The organism is Streptomyces sp. NPDC006261 (genome assembly GCF_040613515.1).
GTDB lineage: Bacteria > Actinomycetota > Actinomycetes > Streptomycetales > Streptomycetaceae > Streptomyces.
This window is the reverse complement of record NZ_JBEXSI010000090.1, coordinates 1-18,595: the sequence shown is the minus strand read 5'-3', so window position 1 is coordinate 18,595 and position 18,595 is coordinate 1. Positions and strand designations below refer to the sequence as shown.

The window sequence follows — 18,595 nt, the reverse complement described above, 5'->3', positions numbered from 1 at the left end:
CCAGAGTGTCGACGTAGAAGTACGCGGATGTTCCGGCGGCCCGTTTCTCCACCGCCGCCGCGGGCCGCCCCGAGTTCACCACGAAGGCCGAGGAGCCGACCCGCAAGGGCCGCCGCGCCACGCGCCCCGCCGTCGCCGTGTTCCAGGCCCCGGTCTTCGCCGAGCCGATGTTCCAGACCCCCGAGACGGCTGCCGCCGCTGCCGCGGCCGGTTCCTCCTCCCCGTACGACGAGGTCGACGAGGCCGAGGAGCAGACCGCCGAGGTCACACAGGCCCCCGCACCCGCCGAGGCCGCGCCGCAGGGCGGCTCGCGTCGCCGTCGCCGCCGCCGTGGTGAGGCCGCCGAGCAGCCCGAGCAGACCGCCGCCCCGGTGGAGGCACCCGCCGAGCAGCCCGCCGAGGAGGCCCCCGAGGCCGAGGCCGACGAGCACGAGGGCGAGGACACCGACGAGTACGGCGACCGCCCCTCGCGCCGCCGCCGTCGCGGTGGCCGCCGTCGCCGCCGTGGCGAGGCCAACGACACGGACGAGGCCGAGCAGCACGCCGACGAGGCGCCCGCGCCGTCCCGCTCCGAGGACGACCGGGCGCCGGCCCAGGTCCAGGAGGCCGACGACGAGGAGGACGACGACAACGACTCCTCCGCCTCCGGTTCGAGCAGCAGCCGTCGCCGTCGCCGCCGCCGTCGCCGCAGCGGTGAGGGCGGGCCCGAGGCCGACAACGGCACGGACGACCCGGAGCGTACGGTCGTCAAGGTCCGCGAGCCCCGCAAGAAGGAGGAGCGCGAGCCGGGCACCGGCTTCGACGAGGTCCAGTCCATCAAGGGCTCGACCCGTATGGAGGCGAAGAAGCAGCGCCGCCGCGAGGGCCGCGAGCAGGGCCGCCGCCGCGTCCCGATCATCACCGAGGCGGAGTTCCTCGCCCGCCGCGAGGCCGTCGAGCGCGTGATGGTCGTCCGCCAGAGCGGCGAGCGTACCCAGATCGGCGTCCTCGAGGACAACGTGCTCGTCGAGCACTACGTCAACAAGGAGCAGGCCACCAGCTATGTCGGCAACGTCTACCTGGGCAAGGTGCAGAACGTCCTGCCCTCCATGGAGGCCGCGTTCGTCGACATCGGCAAGGGCCGCAACGCCGTCCTGTACGCCGGTGAGGTCAACTTCGAGGCGCTCGGCATGGCCCACGGGCCGCGCCGCATCGAGACCGCGCTCAAGTCCGGCCAGTCGGTCCTGGTCCAGGTGACCAAGGACCCGATCGGCCACAAGGGCGCCCGCCTCACCAGCCAGGTCTCGCTGCCCGGCCGCTACCTCGTCTACGTGCCCGAGGGCTCGATGACCGGGATCAGCCGCAAGCTGCCCGACACCGAGCGCTCCCGCCTGAAGACGATCCTCAAGAAGATCGTCCCCGAGGACGCGGGCGTCATCGTGCGCACCGCCGCCGAGGGCGCGAGCGAGGACGAGCTGCGCCGTGACGTCGAGCGGCTCCAGGGCCAGTGGGAGGAGATCCAGAAGAAGGCGAAGGGCACCAGCGGCTCCAACGCGCCGACGCTGCTCTACGGCGAGCCGGACATGACCGTCCGGGTCGTCCGCGACATCTTCAACGAGGACTTCTCCAAGGTCATCGTCAGCGGTGACGACGCGTGGGAGACCATCCACGGGTACGTCTCGCACGTGGCGCCCGACCTCACCGAGCGGCTCTCGCGCTGGACGTCCGAGGTCGACGTCTTCGCGACGTACCGCATCGACGAGCAGCTGATGAAGGCGCTGGACCGCAAGGTCTACCTGCCCAGCGGCGGTTCGCTGGTGATCGACAAGACCGAGGCGATGGTCGTCGTCGACGTCAACACCGGAAAGTTCACCGGCCAGGGCGGCAACCTGGAGGAGACCGTCACCAGGAACAACCTGGAGGCGGCCGAGGAGATCGTGCGCCAGCTGCGGCTGCGCGACCTCGGCGGCATCGTCGTCGTCGACTTCATCGACATGGTGCTGGAGTCCAACCGGGACCTCGTCCTGCGGCGCCTCCTGGAGTGCCTGGGCCGCGACCGCACCAAGCACCAGGTCGCCGAGGTCACCTCGCTCGGCCTGGTCCAGATGACCCGCAAGCGGGTGGGCCAGGGTCTGCTGGAGTCCTTCTCCGAGACCTGTGTCCACTGCAACGGGCGCGGTGTGATCGTCCACATGGAGCAGCCGACGTCCGTCGGTGGCGGCGGCGGTTCCAAGAAGTCCAAGAAGCGCCGTGGCGGCGCGGGCCAGGACCACGAGCACGGTCACGAGCAGGACCACGGCCACGACGACCACGTGGCCGAGCCCGTGGAGACCGAGTCCGAGGCCGAGCTGGCCGCCGAGGTCGCCGCCCCGGTGTCCCTGGCGGACCTGGAGCCGGCCGCGGACGAGGAGTTCTACAGCAGCCCGGCCGAGGCCGAGGCGGCCGCAGGGCGTGGCCGTGGCCGCCGTCGGGCGTCCCGCAAGGCGTCGGCCCCGGCCGGTGCCCCGAGGACCGAGGCGCCCGCTCCCGTCATCGAGGCGGAGCCGGTACCCGAGCAGGTCGTGGAGCCGGCCGCCGAGCCGGTCCTCGACACGCCCGAGCCGGCGAAGGCTCCGGAAGCCCCGGTCGCCGAGCAAGCCGCCGAGGTGGCCGAGGCCGCGCCCCAGGGCCGTACGCGTCGTCGCGCCACCCGTAAGGCCACCGCCCCGGCGGGTTCGCCGAAGCAGGCCGAGCCGGCGGAGCCCGTGCAGCCGGCCGAGCCCGCCACGGACCCGGTCGCCGTCGAGGACCCGGTCGTAGAGGCACCCGCCGAGGCCCCGGCCCCCGTCCAGGAGCAGGCCCCCGTGGCCGAGGCTCCCCAGGAGGCCGCGCCGCCGCGGGCCCGCCGCCGGGTGACCCGTAAGGTCACCGCTCCGGCGGGTTCGCCCACGGGCGCCCAGGAGGCGGCGGTCCTCGTCGTCGAGTCGGCGCCCGAGCCGAAGGCCCCGGAGGCCGAGGCCCCCGCGTCCGGTGAGCCGGATGAGGCGCCCGTGGCGAAGAAGACGGCCCGCAAGGCCGCCGCCAAGAAGGCTCCGGCGAAGAAGGCGGTGGCCAAGAAGACGGCCGCCAAGAAGACCGCCGCGAAGAAGACGACGGCGAAGACGGCCGCGAAGAAGACGACGAAGAAGACCGTCGCCGCCGAGCAGTCGTCGCCTTCCGTGACCGCTTCGACGTCGTCCACCGACGGTGAGGCGTCAGCCGGCTGACGATTCCCGGCAATCGGTTGTTCATTTTCCGTGGCCCGTCCCGTTACTTTCGGGGCGGGCCACGGGCTTTGTTCCAGAACTGATGCAAAGGTGGTTAACGCTTCCGAAATCAGTTGTGAAATCCCTGATAATGTGATGGCGGCTGTTGGGCTGTCAGAGTTCTTCGCAGAAACTACAATTGGTGACCGGTTCGGAGACCCACGGACCGGACCGGATTCCCCGGCAGGGCGTCGGCATCGTGCCGGTGGCGTTTCGCGCGGCCTCGTAAGACGTCCCGCACCCCACAATTCTGCCCGGTAACGAGCTCTTGCGGTGTTCAAGGAGGACGTCCATGACGAGCATCAACGAGCAGCCGATTCCCGCTGCCCGTCCCGTCATCGGGGAAGACGAGATCGAGGCCGCCGTACGCGTACTGCGCAGCGGCCGGGTCGTGCAGGGACCCGAGGTCGCGGCGTTCGAGGAGGGCTTCTCGCGCCTGGTCGACGGGCGGCACTGCATCGCGGTCAACTCGGGCACCTCGGCCCTCCAGCTGCTGCTCCTGGCCCTGGGGATCGGCCCCGGTGACGAGGTGATCGTCCCCTCGTTCTCCTTCGCGGCCTCCGCCAACGCGGTCCGCCTCACCGGCGCCGACGTGGTCTTCGCCGACATCGAGCCGGGCGGCTTCGGTCTCGACCCGGCTGCCGTCGAAGCCGCGATCACGCCGCGCACCGCCGCGATCATGCCGGTCCACCTCTACGGCCACCCGGCGGCGATGGACAAGCTCATGCCGATCGCCGACCAGCACAAGATCGCCGTGGTCGAGGACGCCTGCCAGGCCCACGCGGCGGCGCTGAACGGCACCCCGGTCGGCGCGTTCGGGGCGGGCGGCACCTTCAGCTTCTACCCGACCAAGAACATGCACGCCCTCGAAGGCGGCATGGTCACCACGGCCGACGCCCAACTGGCCCGTACGCTGCGCCTCCTGCGCAACCAGGGCATGGAGCAGCGGTACGCCAACGAGATCGTCGGCGCCAACATGCGGATGACCGACGTCTCCGCCGCGATCGGCCGGGTCCAGCTCGCGAAGGTCGAGGAGTGGACCGAGCAGCGCCGCGCCAACGCCGCGTATTTCGACGCCCACATCACCGCCCCGGCCGTCACCACGCCGCCGGTGGCGCAGGGCGCCCGACACGTCTACCACCAGTACACCGTGCGGATCCGGGGCGACCGGGACGCCGCGATGGCCAGGCTCACCGAGGCGGGCGTCGGCAACGCGGTCTACTACCCGACGCCGATCCACCGCCTCAAGCCCTACTGGGAGCCGGACCAGAAGGCGGGCCGCACCTGGGAGCTGCCGGAGACCGAGAAGGCCGCGGCCGAGGTCGTCTCGCTGCCCGTGCACCCCTCGCTCACCCGGAACGACCTGGAGCGCATCGTGACCGCCGTGAACTCCCTGGGGGAGAATCTGTGACCGCCGTACTGAAGGCCGGGCTCATCGGCCTCGGCTCCATGGGCCGCAACCACGCCCGGATCCTCGCCGGCCTGGAAGGCGTCGAGCTGGCCGGTGTCGTCGAGCCGGCGGGCGACCGGAACGGCTGGGCGCAGGGCGCCCCCGTCCTGTCCACCGTCGACGAGCTCCTCGCCCTCGGTGTCGACTACGCCGTCGTGGCCTGCCCCACCGGCCTGCACGAGAAGGTCGGCCTTCAACTCGCCGACGCCGGTGTCTGCGCCCTGATCGAGAAGCCGCTCGCGGACACCGTCGAGGGCGCCCGCCGCCTCGTCGAGGCGTTCGAGTCCCGTGACCTGGTCGCTGCCGTCGGCCACATCGAGCGCTGCAACCCGGCCCTGCTCTCGCTCCGCGCCCGCCTGGAGGCCGGTGAGCTGGGCGACGTCTACCAGGTCGTCACCCGCCGCCAGGGCCCCTTCCCGCACCGGATCGCCGACGTCGGCGTGGTCAAGGACCTCGCCACGCACGACATCGACCTGACGGGCTGGGTCACCGGCCAGACGTACACCTCGATCGCCGCCCACACCGTCTCCAAGTCGGGCCGCCAGCACGAGGACATGGTCTCCGCCGTCGGCCAGCTCTCCGACGGCACGATGGCCAACCACCTGGTCAACTGGCTGAGCCCGCTCAAGGAGCGGTTCACCTCGGTCACCGGGGAGCGCGGCTGCTTCATCGCCGACACCCTCACCGCCGACCTCACCTTCCACTCCAACGCCGCGGTCGCCACCGAATGGGAGGCGTTGCGCGCTTTCCGCGGGGTATCCGAGGGCGACATGATCCGCTACGCCATCCCCAAGCGCGAGCCGCTCCTCGTCGAGCACGAACTCTTCCGCGACGTTGTGCAGGGCAAGCCCGCCGATATCTGCACCTTGCGCCAGGGGCTGAGTACGGTCGAGGTGGCCGCCGCGGTCATCGAGTCGGCGAACCGGGGCGTGACCGTACGGCCCGACGAGATGAACACCACAGCCTGAGACCCGACACGACAGGCCGGCTGTCCGATGACGCGGCACACCCCGCTGATGTTCCGGGCGGGCGACTTCACCGAGCCCACTCGGGCCCGCCTGTTCTCACTGGAGGAAGCACGTAATGGAACCGCCTGCCCGCCGCCCGCGGCTCGCAGTGATCGTCGCGAACGGTGTCACGGGAGACTCCCGGGTGCAGAAGACAGCCGTCGCAGCGGCCCGGGACGGGTGGGAGGTCACCTTGATCGGGAGGAGCGCCACCAAGCGGGTCGAGCGCTCCCGAATGGGCCCGATCGACGTGATCAAGGTGCCCGTGACCACGGAGTTCAAGCGCTCGGTCCATGGGCGCAGAGCGCGTCCGCTGCTCGGTTCCGTAACGCAGTTCGGCATTCGGGACCAGGGCGAGCTGAGCCGGTACAAGGCATTGCACCGTGCCTGGGTCCGCGAGAAGTCCGCGGAGTCGGCCTGGGCGAAAGGGCCCCGGAAGGCGTCCCTGAAGACCGTGCTGCGAGCCCGCCGCGCCGTCCACCGGCTGCGCGTGCGCGCGTTCAACTGGGAGGAGCGTCACAACCGGACGCCCAAGGACCCCGCTCCGGTCCGTGACTGGCGCCGTGACTGGCCGCAGCTGGTCGACATCGACCTGGCCTTCGGCCCGGAGCTGGAAAAGCTCAAGCCGGACGTCATCCACGCCAACGACGCGACCACGATCGCCACCGCCGCCCGCAGCGCGGCACGGCTGCGGGCGGCCGGAAACCGGTGTGCCTGGATCTACGACGCGCATGAGTACGTCCGGGGCGTCGAGTGGCCCAGCCGCCGGCAGGCCTACGCGTTCCCCGCCGTCGAGACCGAGTTCATCGGCCGCGCCGATGCGGTGGTCACGGTCTCCAGCCAGCTCGCCGAACTCCTCACCACCGACCACGAGCTCGCCCGCCCGCCCGTGGTGGTGGGCAACTCCCCGGTGCGTGAGGTGATCGGCGCCGGCAGGGCCGGCCTGTCCGTCCGCAGGGCCTGCGGCCTGGATCCCGACGTACCCCTGATGGTCTATTCCGGCTGGCTCGGCCCCGAGCGCGGACTGGACGCTGTCATCGACGGTCTGCCGGAGCTGCCCGGGGTCCACCTGGCGATCGTGTCCAGCCGGGTCACGCCGTTGCTGGAGGAGCTGCTGGAGACGGCACAGTCGCTCGGCGTGCGCGACCGCATCCACCTCGTGCCCTACGTGCTCCAGCACGAGGTGCCCGACTACCTCTCCTCTGCGGACGTGGGTCTCACCCCGTTCCGGCGGGTGCCCAACTGCGAGGTCTCCCTGCCCACGAAGGTCGCCGAGTATCTGCAGGCCGGCCTCCCGCTGGTCACCAGTGACGTGCGGGTCATCAAGGCCTTCGTCGAGGAGGAGAAGCTTGGCACGGTCTTCACCTGGGACGACCCGAAGACCTTCGTGGCCGCCGCCCGGGACGCACTGAGCAGGCGCCGGGAGCTGGCCGAGAACATCACCGAGGAGGTGCTCAAGGACCTCTCCTGGGAGCAGCAGAGCGCCGCCCTGCTGGAGCTCTACCGCTCGCTGTCGAAGACGGCGCCGCCCGGCCCGCTCGCGGACGTGCCGTGGACCGTGCAGGAGACGCCCGGACTCAACAGCCCGGTGAAGGTTCCGAGGGAAGGCGGCGAACCGGCCTGGCGGAAGCTCGGGCCGACCCCGGTCAAGCTCGGCCTCGGCCCCGCCAACTATGCCGGGCAGGGCGCCGCATTCGCCCAGGCGGTCACTCAGGCCAACCCGGACGTCTCGGCCGAGGTCGTCATGAACCAGCTTCCGCAGTCGTTCGACTACCCCGCCGACGTCTACATCGATGCGGCGGGTCTCGCGAAACTCGACGTACAGCTGGACCAGGTCAAGAGGGTCATCGGCCGCTACACGCATGTGCTGGTCGACGCCTTCCAGCCGCTCTTCGGCCAACTCAACGGCACCTCGATCGAGGGTGATCTCGCCGCGCTCCGCACGGCACGGATCAAGGTGGCTCTGCTGGCCCACGGCAGTGAGATCCGGGATCCGGACCGCCACCTGGAGCGTCACGAGTTCTCCCTGTTCCGCGACGCCCCCGAGGGAATCGCGGCGAAGCTCCGGACGAAGGCCCGCAACAACCGCAGGATCGCCGAGAGGAGCGGGCTGCCCCTCTTCGTCACCACCCCCGACCTGCTCGAGGATCTGCCGACCGCCCGGTGGGCGCCCTTGGTCGTCGACGTGGCCTCCTGGGCTGACGACCGGCCGGTGATGGAGCGGAAGCGGCCCATCGTGCTGCACGCCCCCTCCAAGCGGTGGACCAAGGGCACGGACCGGATCATGCCGGTACTGACGGAGCTCCACGACCAGGGGGTGATCGACTTCCGGCTCGCAGAGGGGATCCCCTGGAGCGAGATGCGGGAGCTGGTGAGGTCGGCGGACCTGGTCCTGGACCAGTTCACCACGGGCAGTTACGGCACCTTCGCGGTGGAGGCGATGGCGGCGGGCAAACCCGTGGTCGGCTACATCAGCGAGACGGTGAGGACGGCCACGCAAGGCAGGCTGCCCATCGTCAACGCCACCCCCGACACCCTCCGCGATGTGCTGGGCACCCTGTTGGCGGACCGGGAGGGTGCCGCCGCCATCGGGAAGGCGTCGGTCGAGTTCGCCCACACCTACCATGACGGAACCTGGACCGCCCAGGTGCTGGGTGGATTCCTGAAGTGAACGGTCCGGAAAGGCTGTCGATGGAAGCGCAGGAGAGGTCGGACGGCGGGTCCGGCAAGGGCCGGGTCGTCATGCTGGTCGACAACAAGGTCGACGGCGACTCCCGGGTGCAGAAGGCCGCGGAATCCATGGCCGCGGCCGGCTGGGACGTCACCCTGCTCGGCCTGGTACGCAGCGGCAGCGGGCGCAGCTGGAAGCTCGGGGACGCACACGTACGGCTGCTGCCCCTGAAGACTCCGCTGGCCAAGCGGCACGCCGAGCGGCACCGCTCCCCGTTGCGCCGCCCGCTGGCCTACCCGCCGGGCCCCCTCGCGGCCTACCGGCGGCAGTGGGTGAAGGCGTGGCGGGCCGATGTCGCGACCCGGCGCGCGGCGCTCAAGGTGGCTCCGCGGGCCGTGGGCTCCCCGCTGTTCCGCAAGTCCGAGAAGGCCCGCCTGACCGTCGCCGGACCGGTCTCCCGGATCGTGCAGCGCTGGGTCGCCTTCCGCTCGGACCAGACGGCGAAGGCGCAGCGCGCCGGGCGCGCGCTGCACGGCCCCCTGGACCGCGCGTTCACCGCGTTCTGGAAGGCGGCGAAGGGCAAGCGGGCCTGGCGCAGGCTCGAACCCGTCCTCTGGGACTACGAGCTGACGTACGGCAAGGAGATCGACGCCCTCGAGCCCGACCTCATCCACGCCAACGACTTCCGGATGCTCGGGGTGGGTGCCCGCGCCGCGATACGGGCGCGGGCCAAGGGGCGCCAGGTCAAGCTGGTGTGGGACGCTCACGAGTTCCTGCCCGGCGTGCGCCCGTGGGAGGACAACGCCCACTGGATCCCGGGTAACACGGCACACGAGACCGAATACGCCCCCTTCGCCGACGCCGTCGTCACGGTCTCCGAGGGGCTCGGTGACCTCCTGCGCGAGCGGCACGGGCTCACGGAACGGCCCACGGTCGTCCTGAACGCACCGGACGCCCCCGTCGAGCCGCGCGAGGGCGAGGAGACCGAGCCGGTCCCCGATCTCCGTGAGCTGTGCGGCATCGGCCCGGACGTCCCGCTGGCCGTCTACAGCGGATCGCCCGGCCCGCAGCGTGGTCTCGGCGACATGGTCGAGGCGCTGCCCGCGCTCGACGGGGTGCACATGGCTCTGGTCGTCCCCCGGCCCGCGGCCGCGTACATCAAGGGTCTCCAGGCGAGGGCCGAGGAGCTCGGGGCGGGCGACCGGCTGCACGTCGTGCCGTACGTCCCGCACTGGCAGGTGGTCCGCTTCCTGTCGGCCGCGGATGTGGGCTGCATCCCGATCCACCACTGGCCGAACCACGAGATCGCCCTGATCACCAAGTTCTTCGAGTATGCGCATGCCCGGCTGCCCCTGGTGGTCAGCGACGTGAAGACCATGTCCGAGGTGGTCCGTACCACCGGACAGGGGGAGGTCTGTGTCGCCGAGGACGTCCCGGACCTGGCGCGGGCGATCAAGCAGGTCCTCACCGACCCGGACCGCTACACCGCGGCCTACGACAGGCCGGGGATGCTGGACACCTGGACCTGGCAGGCCCAGGCAGAGGTGCTGGACGGCCTCTACACGAGACTGCTCTCCGACGTGAAGAAGGCGGGCTCCAGAGGATGAGTACCACCCCCGACGTCAGCGTCGTCATCGCGGTCTACAACACGATGCCCTACCTGACGGAGTGCCTGAGCTCCCTGGTCCGGCAGAGCATCGGACTCGACCGCCTGGAGATCGTGGCGGTCGACGACGGCTCGACGGACGACAGCGGTGCCGAACTCGACCGGTTCGCGGAGCGCTACCCCGGCGTCGTCAAGGTTCTCCACCAGGAGAACTCCGGTGGCCCGGCTACGCCGAGCAACCGGGCGCTCGACGTCGCCACCGGCCGTTTCGTCTACTTCATCGGCTCCGACGACTACCTGGGTGACGAGGCCCTGGAGCGGATGGTCGCCTACGCCGACGAGCACGACTCGGATGTGGTGGTCGGCAAGATGGTGGGCACCAACGGCCGCTACGTTCACCAGAAGCTCTACGCGGAGACCTCCCCGGACGTAAGCCTGTACGCGTCGAGCCTCCCGTTCACCCTCGCCAACACCAAGCTCTTCCGCCGCGAGCTGGTGGAGAAGTACCAGCTGCGGTTCCCGGAGGACATGCCGGTCGGCAGCGACCAGCCGTTCACCATCGAGGCCTGCGTCCGAGCCCGCAAGATCTCGGTGCTCGGCGACTACACGTGCTACTACGCGGTCAAGCGCGGCGACGCGAGCAACATCACCTACCGGGCCAATCATGTGGACCGGCTCCGGTGCACGGCCAAGATCATGGACCACACGGCCGGACTCATTCCGGCCGGGCCCCACCGCGACGCCGTCCTCAAGCGGCACTTCGAGTGGGAGCTGTCCAAGCTCATGCTCGACGACTTCCCCTCGCTTCCCCTCGAAACGCGGCAGGAGATCTGCGCGGGGCTGGCGGCCCTCCAGGACGCCTACTTCACCGACGCCCTGCGCGACGCGACCGGCGTGAAGAGACGGGTCCGCCTCGGCCTCGCCCAGCGCGGCGCCGTGGCGGAGCTCACCCGCGCCATCGCGGACGAGGCGGAGTACGGAGCTCCGCCCTTCCTGCTGGAAGGGGACCGTGCCTTCGCGCCCTACCCGGGCTTCCGGGACGCCGCGATCGGTCTCGACGACCGGTGGTACGAGGCACGTGAGACGGTCTCCGGCAGGCTCGCCTCCGGTACGAAGCTGGAGTCGGCCGCCTGGGAGCAGGACGGGGAGGATCTCACCCTCGCTCTGAAGGTACGCACCGGTGTCACCGGCGACACATCCTCGGCCGTCGTCGCTCTCGCCCAGGGCGCCCTGCCGAAGAGCGCCGACAAGCCCGGCGCCCGCAAGCTGCCCAAGGACGCCGAGCGCCCGGAGGCGGTCGGCGAGCTCACCCGGGAGCCCGCCGACGACGGCACCGGCACCCTGCTGAGCGCCCGCATCCCGGTCGACCGGATCCGGGCCAAGCGGGGCGTACGCGTCTACGTCGACGTCGCGGGCACCACGTACGAGATCCCGGTCCCAACCGGCGGCCTGCCGATGCCGCTGGCCCGCCGGTGGGGGAGCACCACCCCCTACCGGGTCTCGGCGAACCCGAACGCGAAGGGGCGGCTCGTGATCACGACGGCCCCGCTGTGGGAACCCAGGCCCGACCTGGGCACACGGCTGCGCCGAACGCTGTCCGGGGTGAAGCGGAAGCTGTCCCGGCTGAAGAGGAAAGTGTCCAGATGAACATCTGTGTAGTCGCGCTCGGCAAGATCGGGCTTCCGCTCGCCGTGCAGTTCGCCGCCAAGGGCCACCGGGTCATCGGCGCGGACGTCAACGAGAAGGTCGTCGAGCTGGTCAACGCGGCCACCGAGCCGTTCCCCGGTGAGCACGACCTCGGCGTCAAGCTCCAGGAGACGGTGGGCGCCGGCCTGCTCTCCGCGACGACGGACACCACGGCCGCCGTCGCCGCGTCCGACGCCGTCGTGGTCGTCGTCCCGCTCTTCGTGGACGCCGAGGGCACCCCGGACTTCGGCTGGATGGACGCCGCCACCAAGGCCATCGCGGCGGGCCTGAAGCCCGGCACCCTGGTCAGCTACGAGACCACGCTGCCCGTCGGCACGACCCGTACGCGCTGGGCGCCGATGCTGGCCGAGGGCTCCGGCCTCACCCCGGGCGAGGACTTCCACCTGGTCTTCTCCCCGGAGCGGGTGCTGACCGGCCGGGTCTTCGCCGACCTGCGCCGCTACCCCAAGCTCGTCGGCGGCATCGACGAGGCGTCCGCCGCGGCGGGCGTCGCCTTCTACGAGGCCGTGCTCGACTTCGACGAGCGCGAGGACCTGCCCCGCCCCAACGGCGTCTGGGACCTCGGTACGGCGGAGGCCTCCGAGCTGGCGAAGCTCGCCGAGACCACCTACCGGGACGTCAACATCGGCCTGGCCAACCAGTTCGCCCGGTTCGCCGACCGGAACGACATCGACGTCAAGAAGGTCATCGAGGCCTGCAACAGCCAGCCCTACAGCCACATCCACCAGCCCGGCATCGCCGTCGGCGGCCACTGCATCCCGATCTACCCGCGGATGTACCTGTGGAACGACCCCGAGGCCACCGTCGTGCGCGCGGCCCGCGAGGCGAACGTCGCGATGCCCTCGTACGCCGTCGACCTGCTGGCCGCCGCCTACGGCGACCTGGACGGCGTCGGGGTCCTGGTGCTGGGCGCCGCCTACCGCGGGGGCGTCAAGGAGACCGCGTTCTCCGGCGTCTTCGGGGTCGTCGAGGCCCTCAAGGCGCGGGGCGCCGTGCCCTTCGTCTCGGACCCCCTGTACACCCCTCAGGAGCTGACCGCCCTCGGTCTCGTCCCGCACGACAGCCACCAGGCCGTCACCGCGGCGATCCTCCAGGCCGACCACGCCGAGTACCGCGAGCTCGCCGCGGCCGACCTGCCGGACGTCCGCGTCCTGGTCGACGGCCGCCGCACGACGGACCCGGCGAAGTGGGCCGGCGTACGGCGCGTCGTCATCGGCGGTTGACAGGTCCTACGGTGTCCTGCGGTCCGCCCGGTCCGCCCGGTCCGCCCGGTCCGCCCGGTCCTCCCGGGCCAGCCGGGCCCGCAGCCACCGCTGGGACGGTCGCTCGACCAAACGGTGGAGCAGCCAGGCCGCCAGAATCATCAGCGTGACGGTGAGGAGCAGAGTCGGCCAGGCGCCCAGCCTTCCGTACACGCTGCGGATCACGGCCCAGCCGAGCTCCTCGTGCAGCAGGTAGAGCGGATAGACCAGAGCTCCGGCGGTGGCGAACCAGCGACCCCCGACACGGTCCGACTTGTGCAGGGCGACGGCAAGCACCAGCAGGTAGAAGACGGTGACCAGTGCCAGCGCGATGTACGGGTCGCGGTCCATGCCCCGGTCGTGCCTGAGGCCGTCGGCGTGCTGGACCAGGTCGCTCTGCATCACCAGCCAGCCGGCGGCCAGCAGCCCCCACAGCTGGAGGTCGGGTCCGAAGCGGTACATCAGGTACATCGCGATCCCGCTGACGAACAGTGCGGTGTTCAGCGGCTGCGCGAAGATCCCGAGGATCGGCACCTGGTTGCCCGGCTGCTGCACGAGGACGCTCGCCAGGAGCCACAGCCAGCAGAAGACCGAGACGCGCCGGTAGTCGAGTCCCCTCCAGATCACCAGGAGGAAGACCAGATAGAACGTGAGCTCCACCCACAGGGTCCAGTAGGCGCCCACCAGGTGCTGGGCGGAGAGCGGGACCTGGAGCATGGTCAGATTCGTCAGCGACTCACTGATGCTCGGCCCGGTACGTGACCCGTCGGGCAAGGCCCGCCAGACCGCGAAAGCCGCGAGCGCCGAGAACCAGTAGGCGGGGAAGAGCCGTAGGAAGCGGGCCCTGACGAACTGGGCGGGGCTGCGGTCCCAGGCCGACAGGCAGATGACGAAGCCGCTGATCAGGAAGAAGAGCTGCACCCCGTACGAACCGTACGAGGTCACGGGGAACAGCCACGGGAACAGCTCCCGGGGGTTCACTCCCCAGTTGGCCTCGGTCGCAGCATCCACCCCGGTGTAGTGAAAGGCGAGGACGCTCAGCGCGGCCATCACGCGCAGGGCGTCCAGTGCGTAGAGCCGCGGTGCGGTCGTCGGGTCGGGGGCCGGACGCCCGACCTTTTCGGACACGGACGGGCCGTCGGCAGCCTCTACCTCGGTCTGGCTCATGGGGCCTCGTTCGGCTCGCTCGGAGAGGTACCCCACCAGGACCGTGTCCTGTGTGGTGAGGCGGACGCATCACTTATAGCAGCACAGGGCTGCCGCCAGGGCTTCGCTCGTGACGGTGGTTGAGCCGGTGGTAGCCAGTCAGCCGGGGCATGGTGTGATCCCGGGGGCCCGGGCTCAGGCGGGCTGGCGGCGATGTGGGCCGCAGGTGCAGGCCGTGATGCCTGTGCTTACCGGAGTGGTACGGGGATGTCGGCGGCGATCCGGTCGATCGGCAGCAGGGTGCCGTCCAGGACATCGATCGCCTCGCGTACCAGAGCCGACCGACCGACGGACACCTCCGGCATGTTGAAATCAGCTCATTGCCAGAAAGCCCTTCAGGCTGGCCTGAAGGGCTTCTTCCCGCAGAAACGGGCGTATTTCTGATTATCCCTTGGGGTAATTGCCTCCAGGACTCCGTGGTCCTGGGGCGGGTCCCGGACTACAGCCCCCAGATGCAGAACGAGTACCGAGCGTTGGCGTTGTAGTCGATGGTCTCTCCCGGGTCGAGCCTGCTCAACGGTGCCCCGTTTGCGGCGTACACGCTGAGGGCCCGGTTCGACCGGTTTCTGGCCTTGTCGATGTTCTCCCAAACCAGCCTGAGGCCGCTGCTGCACTTGGGGAAGATGGCATCAGGATCAAGATTCCTGATGGAGCCGTCGACGGCGATGAAGCACACCCGGGTGCTGTTGCAGGAAGCCGCGGCCTGGGCGTGGTTCGGCGTCTGGGCCTGAGCCGGTGCGGAAAGAGTGGTTCCGGTTACCGCACCAAGCGCGGCAGCGACCAGGAGAGTGCGCAAGACTATACGGCTCTTGGTGATCTTCATCATGCCCCCGATAGAGAGATTCGTCCCCGCAATTCAGCGGTCGATCTCCAGCCGATGGCCACCTCGGTCTAGAGGTGGCCAGGGTTCCATATCCGTGATCGTAGTTTCCCATTCTGCGACCGGCTAGTAGCAGTTATCCGCTAGGGGCCGAAAAATGATGCAACTCTTCCCCTGCGGAAGGCGAGGGCGGAAGGCCGGATTCTGAATTCTCTGGTTCGTGACAACGGTCTCAAGGGCAGATGGGGCAGCGGGCGGGCGTCATCCGGAACGCGCCACCGAATCTCCCAGCTGCACGTCTCCCGCCCTTCGAGCCGCATCCTCACCCGGCTCCGAACGATCTACGCCGGCTCGATGATCGCGACACGGTGGCGCCGGCTGCCGGCGCGTACCCCCCGGCCCCGAGGGCCTACGCTGCGCGCTCCCTGAGGACCCCGGCCTCCTCCTCGTACACCGCCCCGCTCCGCGGGCACTCCCACACATCCGGCTCACCCTCGCGGGCCACCAGGCGCACGCCGCTGCGGCCGACCCAGCCGATCCGCCGGGCCGGTACGCCGACGACCAGGGCGAAGTCCGGGACGTCCTTGGTCACCACGGCGCCCGCCGCGACCATCGCCCACCGGCCGATCCGTACCGGCGCGACACAGACGGACCGCGCACCGAGCGACGCGCCCTCGGCGACCTTGACGCCCACGGCCTCCCAGTCGCCGCCGCGCTTCTGCTTGCCGTCGGGGTCCACCGAGCGCGGGTACTGGTCGTTGGTGAGGACCACCGCCGGGCCGACGAAGACACCGTCGCCGAGCTCGGCGGGCTCGTAGACGAGGGCGAAGTTCTGCAGCTTGACGTTGTCGCCGATGCGGACGCCGCTGCCGACGTAGGCACCGCGTCCGACGACACAGCCCTCGCCGAGCTTCGCGCCCTCACGGATCTGCGCCAGCTCCCAGATGCTGCTGCCGGCACCGATCTCGGCGCTCTCGTCGACCTGGGCGGTGGGCTGGACCCTGTAGTTCACGGTGCGTGCCTTCCGGAGAGCTGACTGGCCCGGAAAGCATAGGTGTGGCCGCGGCTCCGGGGGAGCCACAACGGGCCGCCACCCCGGTTTGACCCCCACACCCCGGCCCCGTAACCTTGACCCTCGGTGTGTTTTCCATACGCGCCTACCCCTGAGCACATCCCTCCCGGTAACGGTCGGTGTTCGCGCCGTCCGCCAGGAGAGGCCGCTCATCCTTCCGGATCGCCCCGGGCCCCGGCCCGTGCGAGCGGCTGGCATCAGGGGATCCGTTCCGAGCGAGAGAGAGATCCGCGTGTACGCCATCGTGCGCAGCGGTGGTCGCCAGCACAAGGTAGCTGTCGGCGACATCGTTGAGGTTGACAAGATTTCCACTGCCAAGGTTGGCGACACGGTCGAGCTCTCGACCCTGCTCGTTGTCGACGGTGACGCGGTCACCAGCGACCCGTGGGTGCTGGACGGCATCAAGGTCACGGCTGAGATCGTGGACCACCACAAGGGCGCGAAGATCGACATCCTTCGCTACAAGAACAAGACCGGCTACCGCCGTCGCCAGGGTCACCGCCAGCAGTACACGGCGATCAAGGTCACCGGTATCCCCGCGGCTGCGAAGTAAGGGACTGAGAACACATGGCACACAAGAAGGGCGCATCGTCCACTCGGAACGGGCGCGATTCCAATGCTCAGCGGCTCGGCGTGAAGCGCTTCGGCGGTCAGGCCGTCAACGCCGGTGAGATCCTGGTCCGCCAGCGTGGCACCCACTTCCACCCGGGCACGGGCGTCGGCCGTGGCGGCGACGACACGCTGTTCGCGCTGACCGCCGGTGCGGTGGAGTTCGGTACGCACCGTGGCCGCAAGGTCGTGAACATCGTTCCGCTCGCCGTCTGAGTTTTCCCGACGCGCGCAGAACGTCACACAGCACCTTCCGAGGGCGGATCTCAGCTTTCCCGGCGAACGGGGAAGCGGGTCCGCCCTCGGCGTGTTACGACAAAGACAATTCCGTATTTCCCTGCAGTACCTGGAGGCACCAACCATGACCACCTTCGTGGACCGCGTCGAGCTGCATGCCGCCGCGGGTAACGGAGGCCACGGCTGCGCCTCCGTACACCGTGAGAAGTTCAAGCCGCTGGGCGGCCCCGACGGGGGCAACGGCGGACGGGGCGGCGATGTGATCCTCGTCGTCGAGCAGTCCGTGACCACGCTGCTGGACTACCACCACAGCCCTCACCGCAAGGCCACCAACGGCCAGCCCGGCGCCGGTGACAACCGGTCCGGCAAGGACGGCCAGGACATGGTCCTGCCCGTGCCCGACGGCACCGTCGTCCTCGACAAGGCCGGGAACGTGCTCGCCGACCTCGTCGGCCAGGGCACCACCTTCATCGCCGGCCAGGGCGGCCGCGGCGGCCTCGGTAACGCGGCGCTGGCCTCCGCCCGCCGCAAGGCGCCCGGTTTCGCGCTGCTCGGTGAGCCGGGGGAGAGCCGGGACATCGTCCTGGAGCTCAAGACCGTCGCCGACGTGGCCCTCGTGGGGTACCCGAGCGCGGGCAAGTCCTCGCTGATCTCGGTGCTCTCCGCGGCCAAGCCGAAGATCGCGGACTACCCCTTCACCACGCTCGTCCCGAACCTCGGCGTCGTCACCGCCGGTTCGACCGTCTACACCGTCGCCGACGTCCCGGGCCTCATCCCCGGTGCCAGCCAGGGCAAGGGCCTCGGCCTGGAGTTCCTCCGCCACGTCGAGCGCTGCTCGGTGCTCGTGCACGTCCTGGACACCGCGACGCTGGAGTCCGACCGTGACCCCGTCTCCGACCTCGACATGATCGAGGAGGAGCTGCGGCTCTACGGCGGCCTGGACGACCGGCCCCGCATCGTCGCCCTGAACAAGATCGACATCCCGGACGGCCAGGACCTCGCCGACATGATCCGCCCCGACCTGGAGGCCCGCGGCTACCGCGTCTTCGAGGTCTCCGCGATCGCGCACAAGGGTCTCAACGAGCTCTCCTACGCGCTCGGCGGGATCATCGCCGAGGCGCGTGCCGCCAAGCCGAAGGAGGAGGCGACCCGCATCGTCATCCGTCCCAAGGCCGTCGACGACGCGGGCTTCACCGTCACCCTGGACGACCAGGGCATCTACCGGGTGCGCGGCGAGAAGCCCGAGCGCTGGGTGCGCCAGACCGACTTCAACAACGACGAGGCCGTCGGCTACCTCGCGGACCGGCTCAACCGCCTCGGCGTCGAGGACTCCCTGATGAAGGCGGGCGCCCGGGCCGGCGACGGTGTGGCGATCGGACCCGAGGAGAACGCGGTCGTCTTCGACTGGGAGCCGACCGTGACGGCCGGCGCCGAGATGCTCGGCCGCCGCGGCGAGGACCACCGCCTGGAGGAGCCGCGCCCCGCGGCGCAGCGCCGCCGGGACCGTGACTCCGAGCGCGACGACGCGGAGAAGGAGTACGACGAGTTCGACCCCTTCTAGGACGGGACGGCCCCTTCCAGGGCCTGCCGGCTCCACGACCGGACGGCTGGACTCCATATGGAGTCCAGAACGGAAGATCACAAGACTTAACAACATAAAAAAAATGAAAAAAAGACAATGTCGTCTTATTCTTGTAAAGTGTGGT

13 protein-coding genes are annotated in these 18,595 nt (G+C 70.2%); 10 read left to right on the top strand and 3 right to left on the bottom strand.

What is annotated here, in order from left to right:
* Positions 1-371: 371 nt before the first annotated feature.
* The 7 genes from ABZ154_RS32850 (at position 372) to ABZ154_RS32820 (ending at position 12,927) form a co-directional block, all read left to right on the top strand.
* Entirely contained in the window at positions 372-3,224 is a 2,853-nt protein-coding gene (locus ABZ154_RS32850; protein ID WP_356838015.1) for an Rne/Rng family ribonuclease, read from the top strand.
* 331 nt (positions 3,225-3,555) lie between these two features.
* The gene (locus ABZ154_RS32845) at positions 3,556-4,674 is read left to right on the top strand and encodes a DegT/DnrJ/EryC1/StrS family aminotransferase (protein WP_356838014.1); all 1,119 of its coding nucleotides are present in this window, start codon (positions 3,556-3,558) and stop codon (positions 4,672-4,674) included.
* Positions 4,671-5,681, top strand: a complete 1,011-nt coding sequence (locus tag ABZ154_RS32840) for a Gfo/Idh/MocA family oxidoreductase (RefSeq protein ID WP_356838013.1) — start codon at positions 4,671-4,673, stop codon at positions 5,679-5,681. Before ABZ154_RS32845 ends, ABZ154_RS32840 begins: the two co-directional genes overlap by 4 nt.
* Before the next feature lie 115 nt (positions 5,682-5,796).
* Entirely contained in the window at positions 5,797-8,391 is a 2,595-nt protein-coding gene (locus ABZ154_RS32835) for a glycosyltransferase (RefSeq protein WP_356838012.1), read from the top strand.
* A complete protein-coding gene (locus ABZ154_RS32830; protein ID WP_356838011.1) occupies positions 8,388-9,998 on the top strand; it encodes a glycosyltransferase family 4 protein in 1,611 nt (536 codons plus the stop codon). The genes ABZ154_RS32835 and ABZ154_RS32830 overlap by 4 nt, the downstream gene beginning before the upstream one ends.
* Positions 9,995-11,644, top strand: a complete 1,650-nt coding sequence (locus tag ABZ154_RS32825) for a glycosyltransferase (protein ID WP_356838010.1) — start codon at positions 9,995-9,997, stop codon at positions 11,642-11,644. The genes ABZ154_RS32830 and ABZ154_RS32825 overlap by 4 nt, the downstream gene beginning before the upstream one ends.
* Positions 11,641-12,927, top strand: a complete 1,287-nt coding sequence (locus tag ABZ154_RS32820; RefSeq protein ID WP_356838009.1) for a nucleotide sugar dehydrogenase — start codon at positions 11,641-11,643, stop codon at positions 12,925-12,927. The genes ABZ154_RS32825 and ABZ154_RS32820 overlap by 4 nt, the downstream gene beginning before the upstream one ends.
* A 6-nt stretch (positions 12,928-12,933) precedes the next feature.
* Here the strand turns inward: ABZ154_RS32820 and ABZ154_RS32815 are convergent, their stop codons facing one another.
* The 3 genes from ABZ154_RS32815 to ABZ154_RS32805 all read right to left on the bottom strand — a co-directional run bounded on the left by ABZ154_RS32815 (position 12,934) and on the right by ABZ154_RS32805 (position 15,983).
* On the bottom strand, positions 12,934-14,112 hold the full coding sequence (locus tag ABZ154_RS32815; RefSeq protein WP_356838008.1) for an acyltransferase: 1,179 nt from the start codon (positions 14,110-14,112) through the stop codon (positions 12,934-12,936).
* 478 nt (positions 14,113-14,590) lie between these two features.
* A complete protein-coding gene (locus ABZ154_RS32810; protein ID WP_356838007.1) occupies positions 14,591-14,977 on the bottom strand; it encodes a hypothetical protein in 387 nt (128 codons plus the stop codon).
* Between the two features lie 403 nt (positions 14,978-15,380).
* Entirely contained in the window at positions 15,381-15,983 is a 603-nt protein-coding gene (locus ABZ154_RS32805; protein WP_356838006.1) for an acyltransferase, read from the bottom strand.
* Between the two features lie 292 nt (positions 15,984-16,275).
* Here ABZ154_RS32805 and rplU point away from each other — a divergent pair, with 292 nt between their 5' ends.
* The 3 genes from rplU (at position 16,276) to obgE (ending at position 18,450) form a co-directional block, all read left to right on the top strand.
* The gene (gene rplU / locus ABZ154_RS32800; protein ID WP_003969204.1) at positions 16,276-16,596 is read left to right on the top strand and encodes a 50S ribosomal protein L21; all 321 of its coding nucleotides are present in this window, start codon (positions 16,276-16,278) and stop codon (positions 16,594-16,596) included.
* A 14-nt stretch (positions 16,597-16,610) separates the two neighbouring features.
* Positions 16,611-16,868 carry a 50S ribosomal protein L27 gene (gene rpmA, locus ABZ154_RS32795; protein ID WP_015608479.1) on the top strand — a complete coding sequence of 86 codons (258 nt, stop codon included), beginning with the start codon at positions 16,611-16,613 and terminating at the stop codon, positions 16,866-16,868.
* Between the two features lie 145 nt (positions 16,869-17,013).
* Positions 17,014-18,450 carry a GTPase ObgE gene (gene obgE, locus ABZ154_RS32790; protein ID WP_356838005.1) on the top strand — a complete coding sequence of 479 codons (1,437 nt, stop codon included), beginning with the start codon at positions 17,014-17,016 and terminating at the stop codon, positions 18,448-18,450.
* Positions 18,451-18,595 lie beyond the last annotated feature (145 nt).

Coding starts and splice junctions, on each gene's coding strand:
- rpmA (WP_015608479.1), top strand. CDS start 16,611: ATGGCACACAAGAAGGGCGCATCGTCCACTCGGAACGGGCGCGATTCC.
- ABZ154_RS32815 (WP_356838008.1), bottom strand. CDS start 14,112: ATGAGCCAGACCGAGGTAGAGGCTGCCGACGGCCCGTCCGTGTCCGAA.
- ABZ154_RS32825 (WP_356838010.1), top strand. CDS start 9,995: ATGAGTACCACCCCCGACGTCAGCGTCGTCATCGCGGTCTACAACACG.
- ABZ154_RS32845 (WP_356838014.1), top strand. CDS start 3,556: ATGACGAGCATCAACGAGCAGCCGATTCCCGCTGCCCGTCCCGTCATC.
- obgE (WP_356838005.1), top strand. CDS start 17,014: ATGACCACCTTCGTGGACCGCGTCGAGCTGCATGCCGCCGCGGGTAAC.
- ABZ154_RS32820 (WP_356838009.1), top strand. CDS start 11,641: ATGAACATCTGTGTAGTCGCGCTCGGCAAGATCGGGCTTCCGCTCGCC.
- ABZ154_RS32810 (WP_356838007.1), bottom strand. CDS start 14,977: ATGATGAAGATCACCAAGAGCCGTATAGTCTTGCGCACTCTCCTGGTC.
- ABZ154_RS32835 (WP_356838012.1), top strand. CDS start 5,797: ATGGAACCGCCTGCCCGCCGCCCGCGGCTCGCAGTGATCGTCGCGAAC.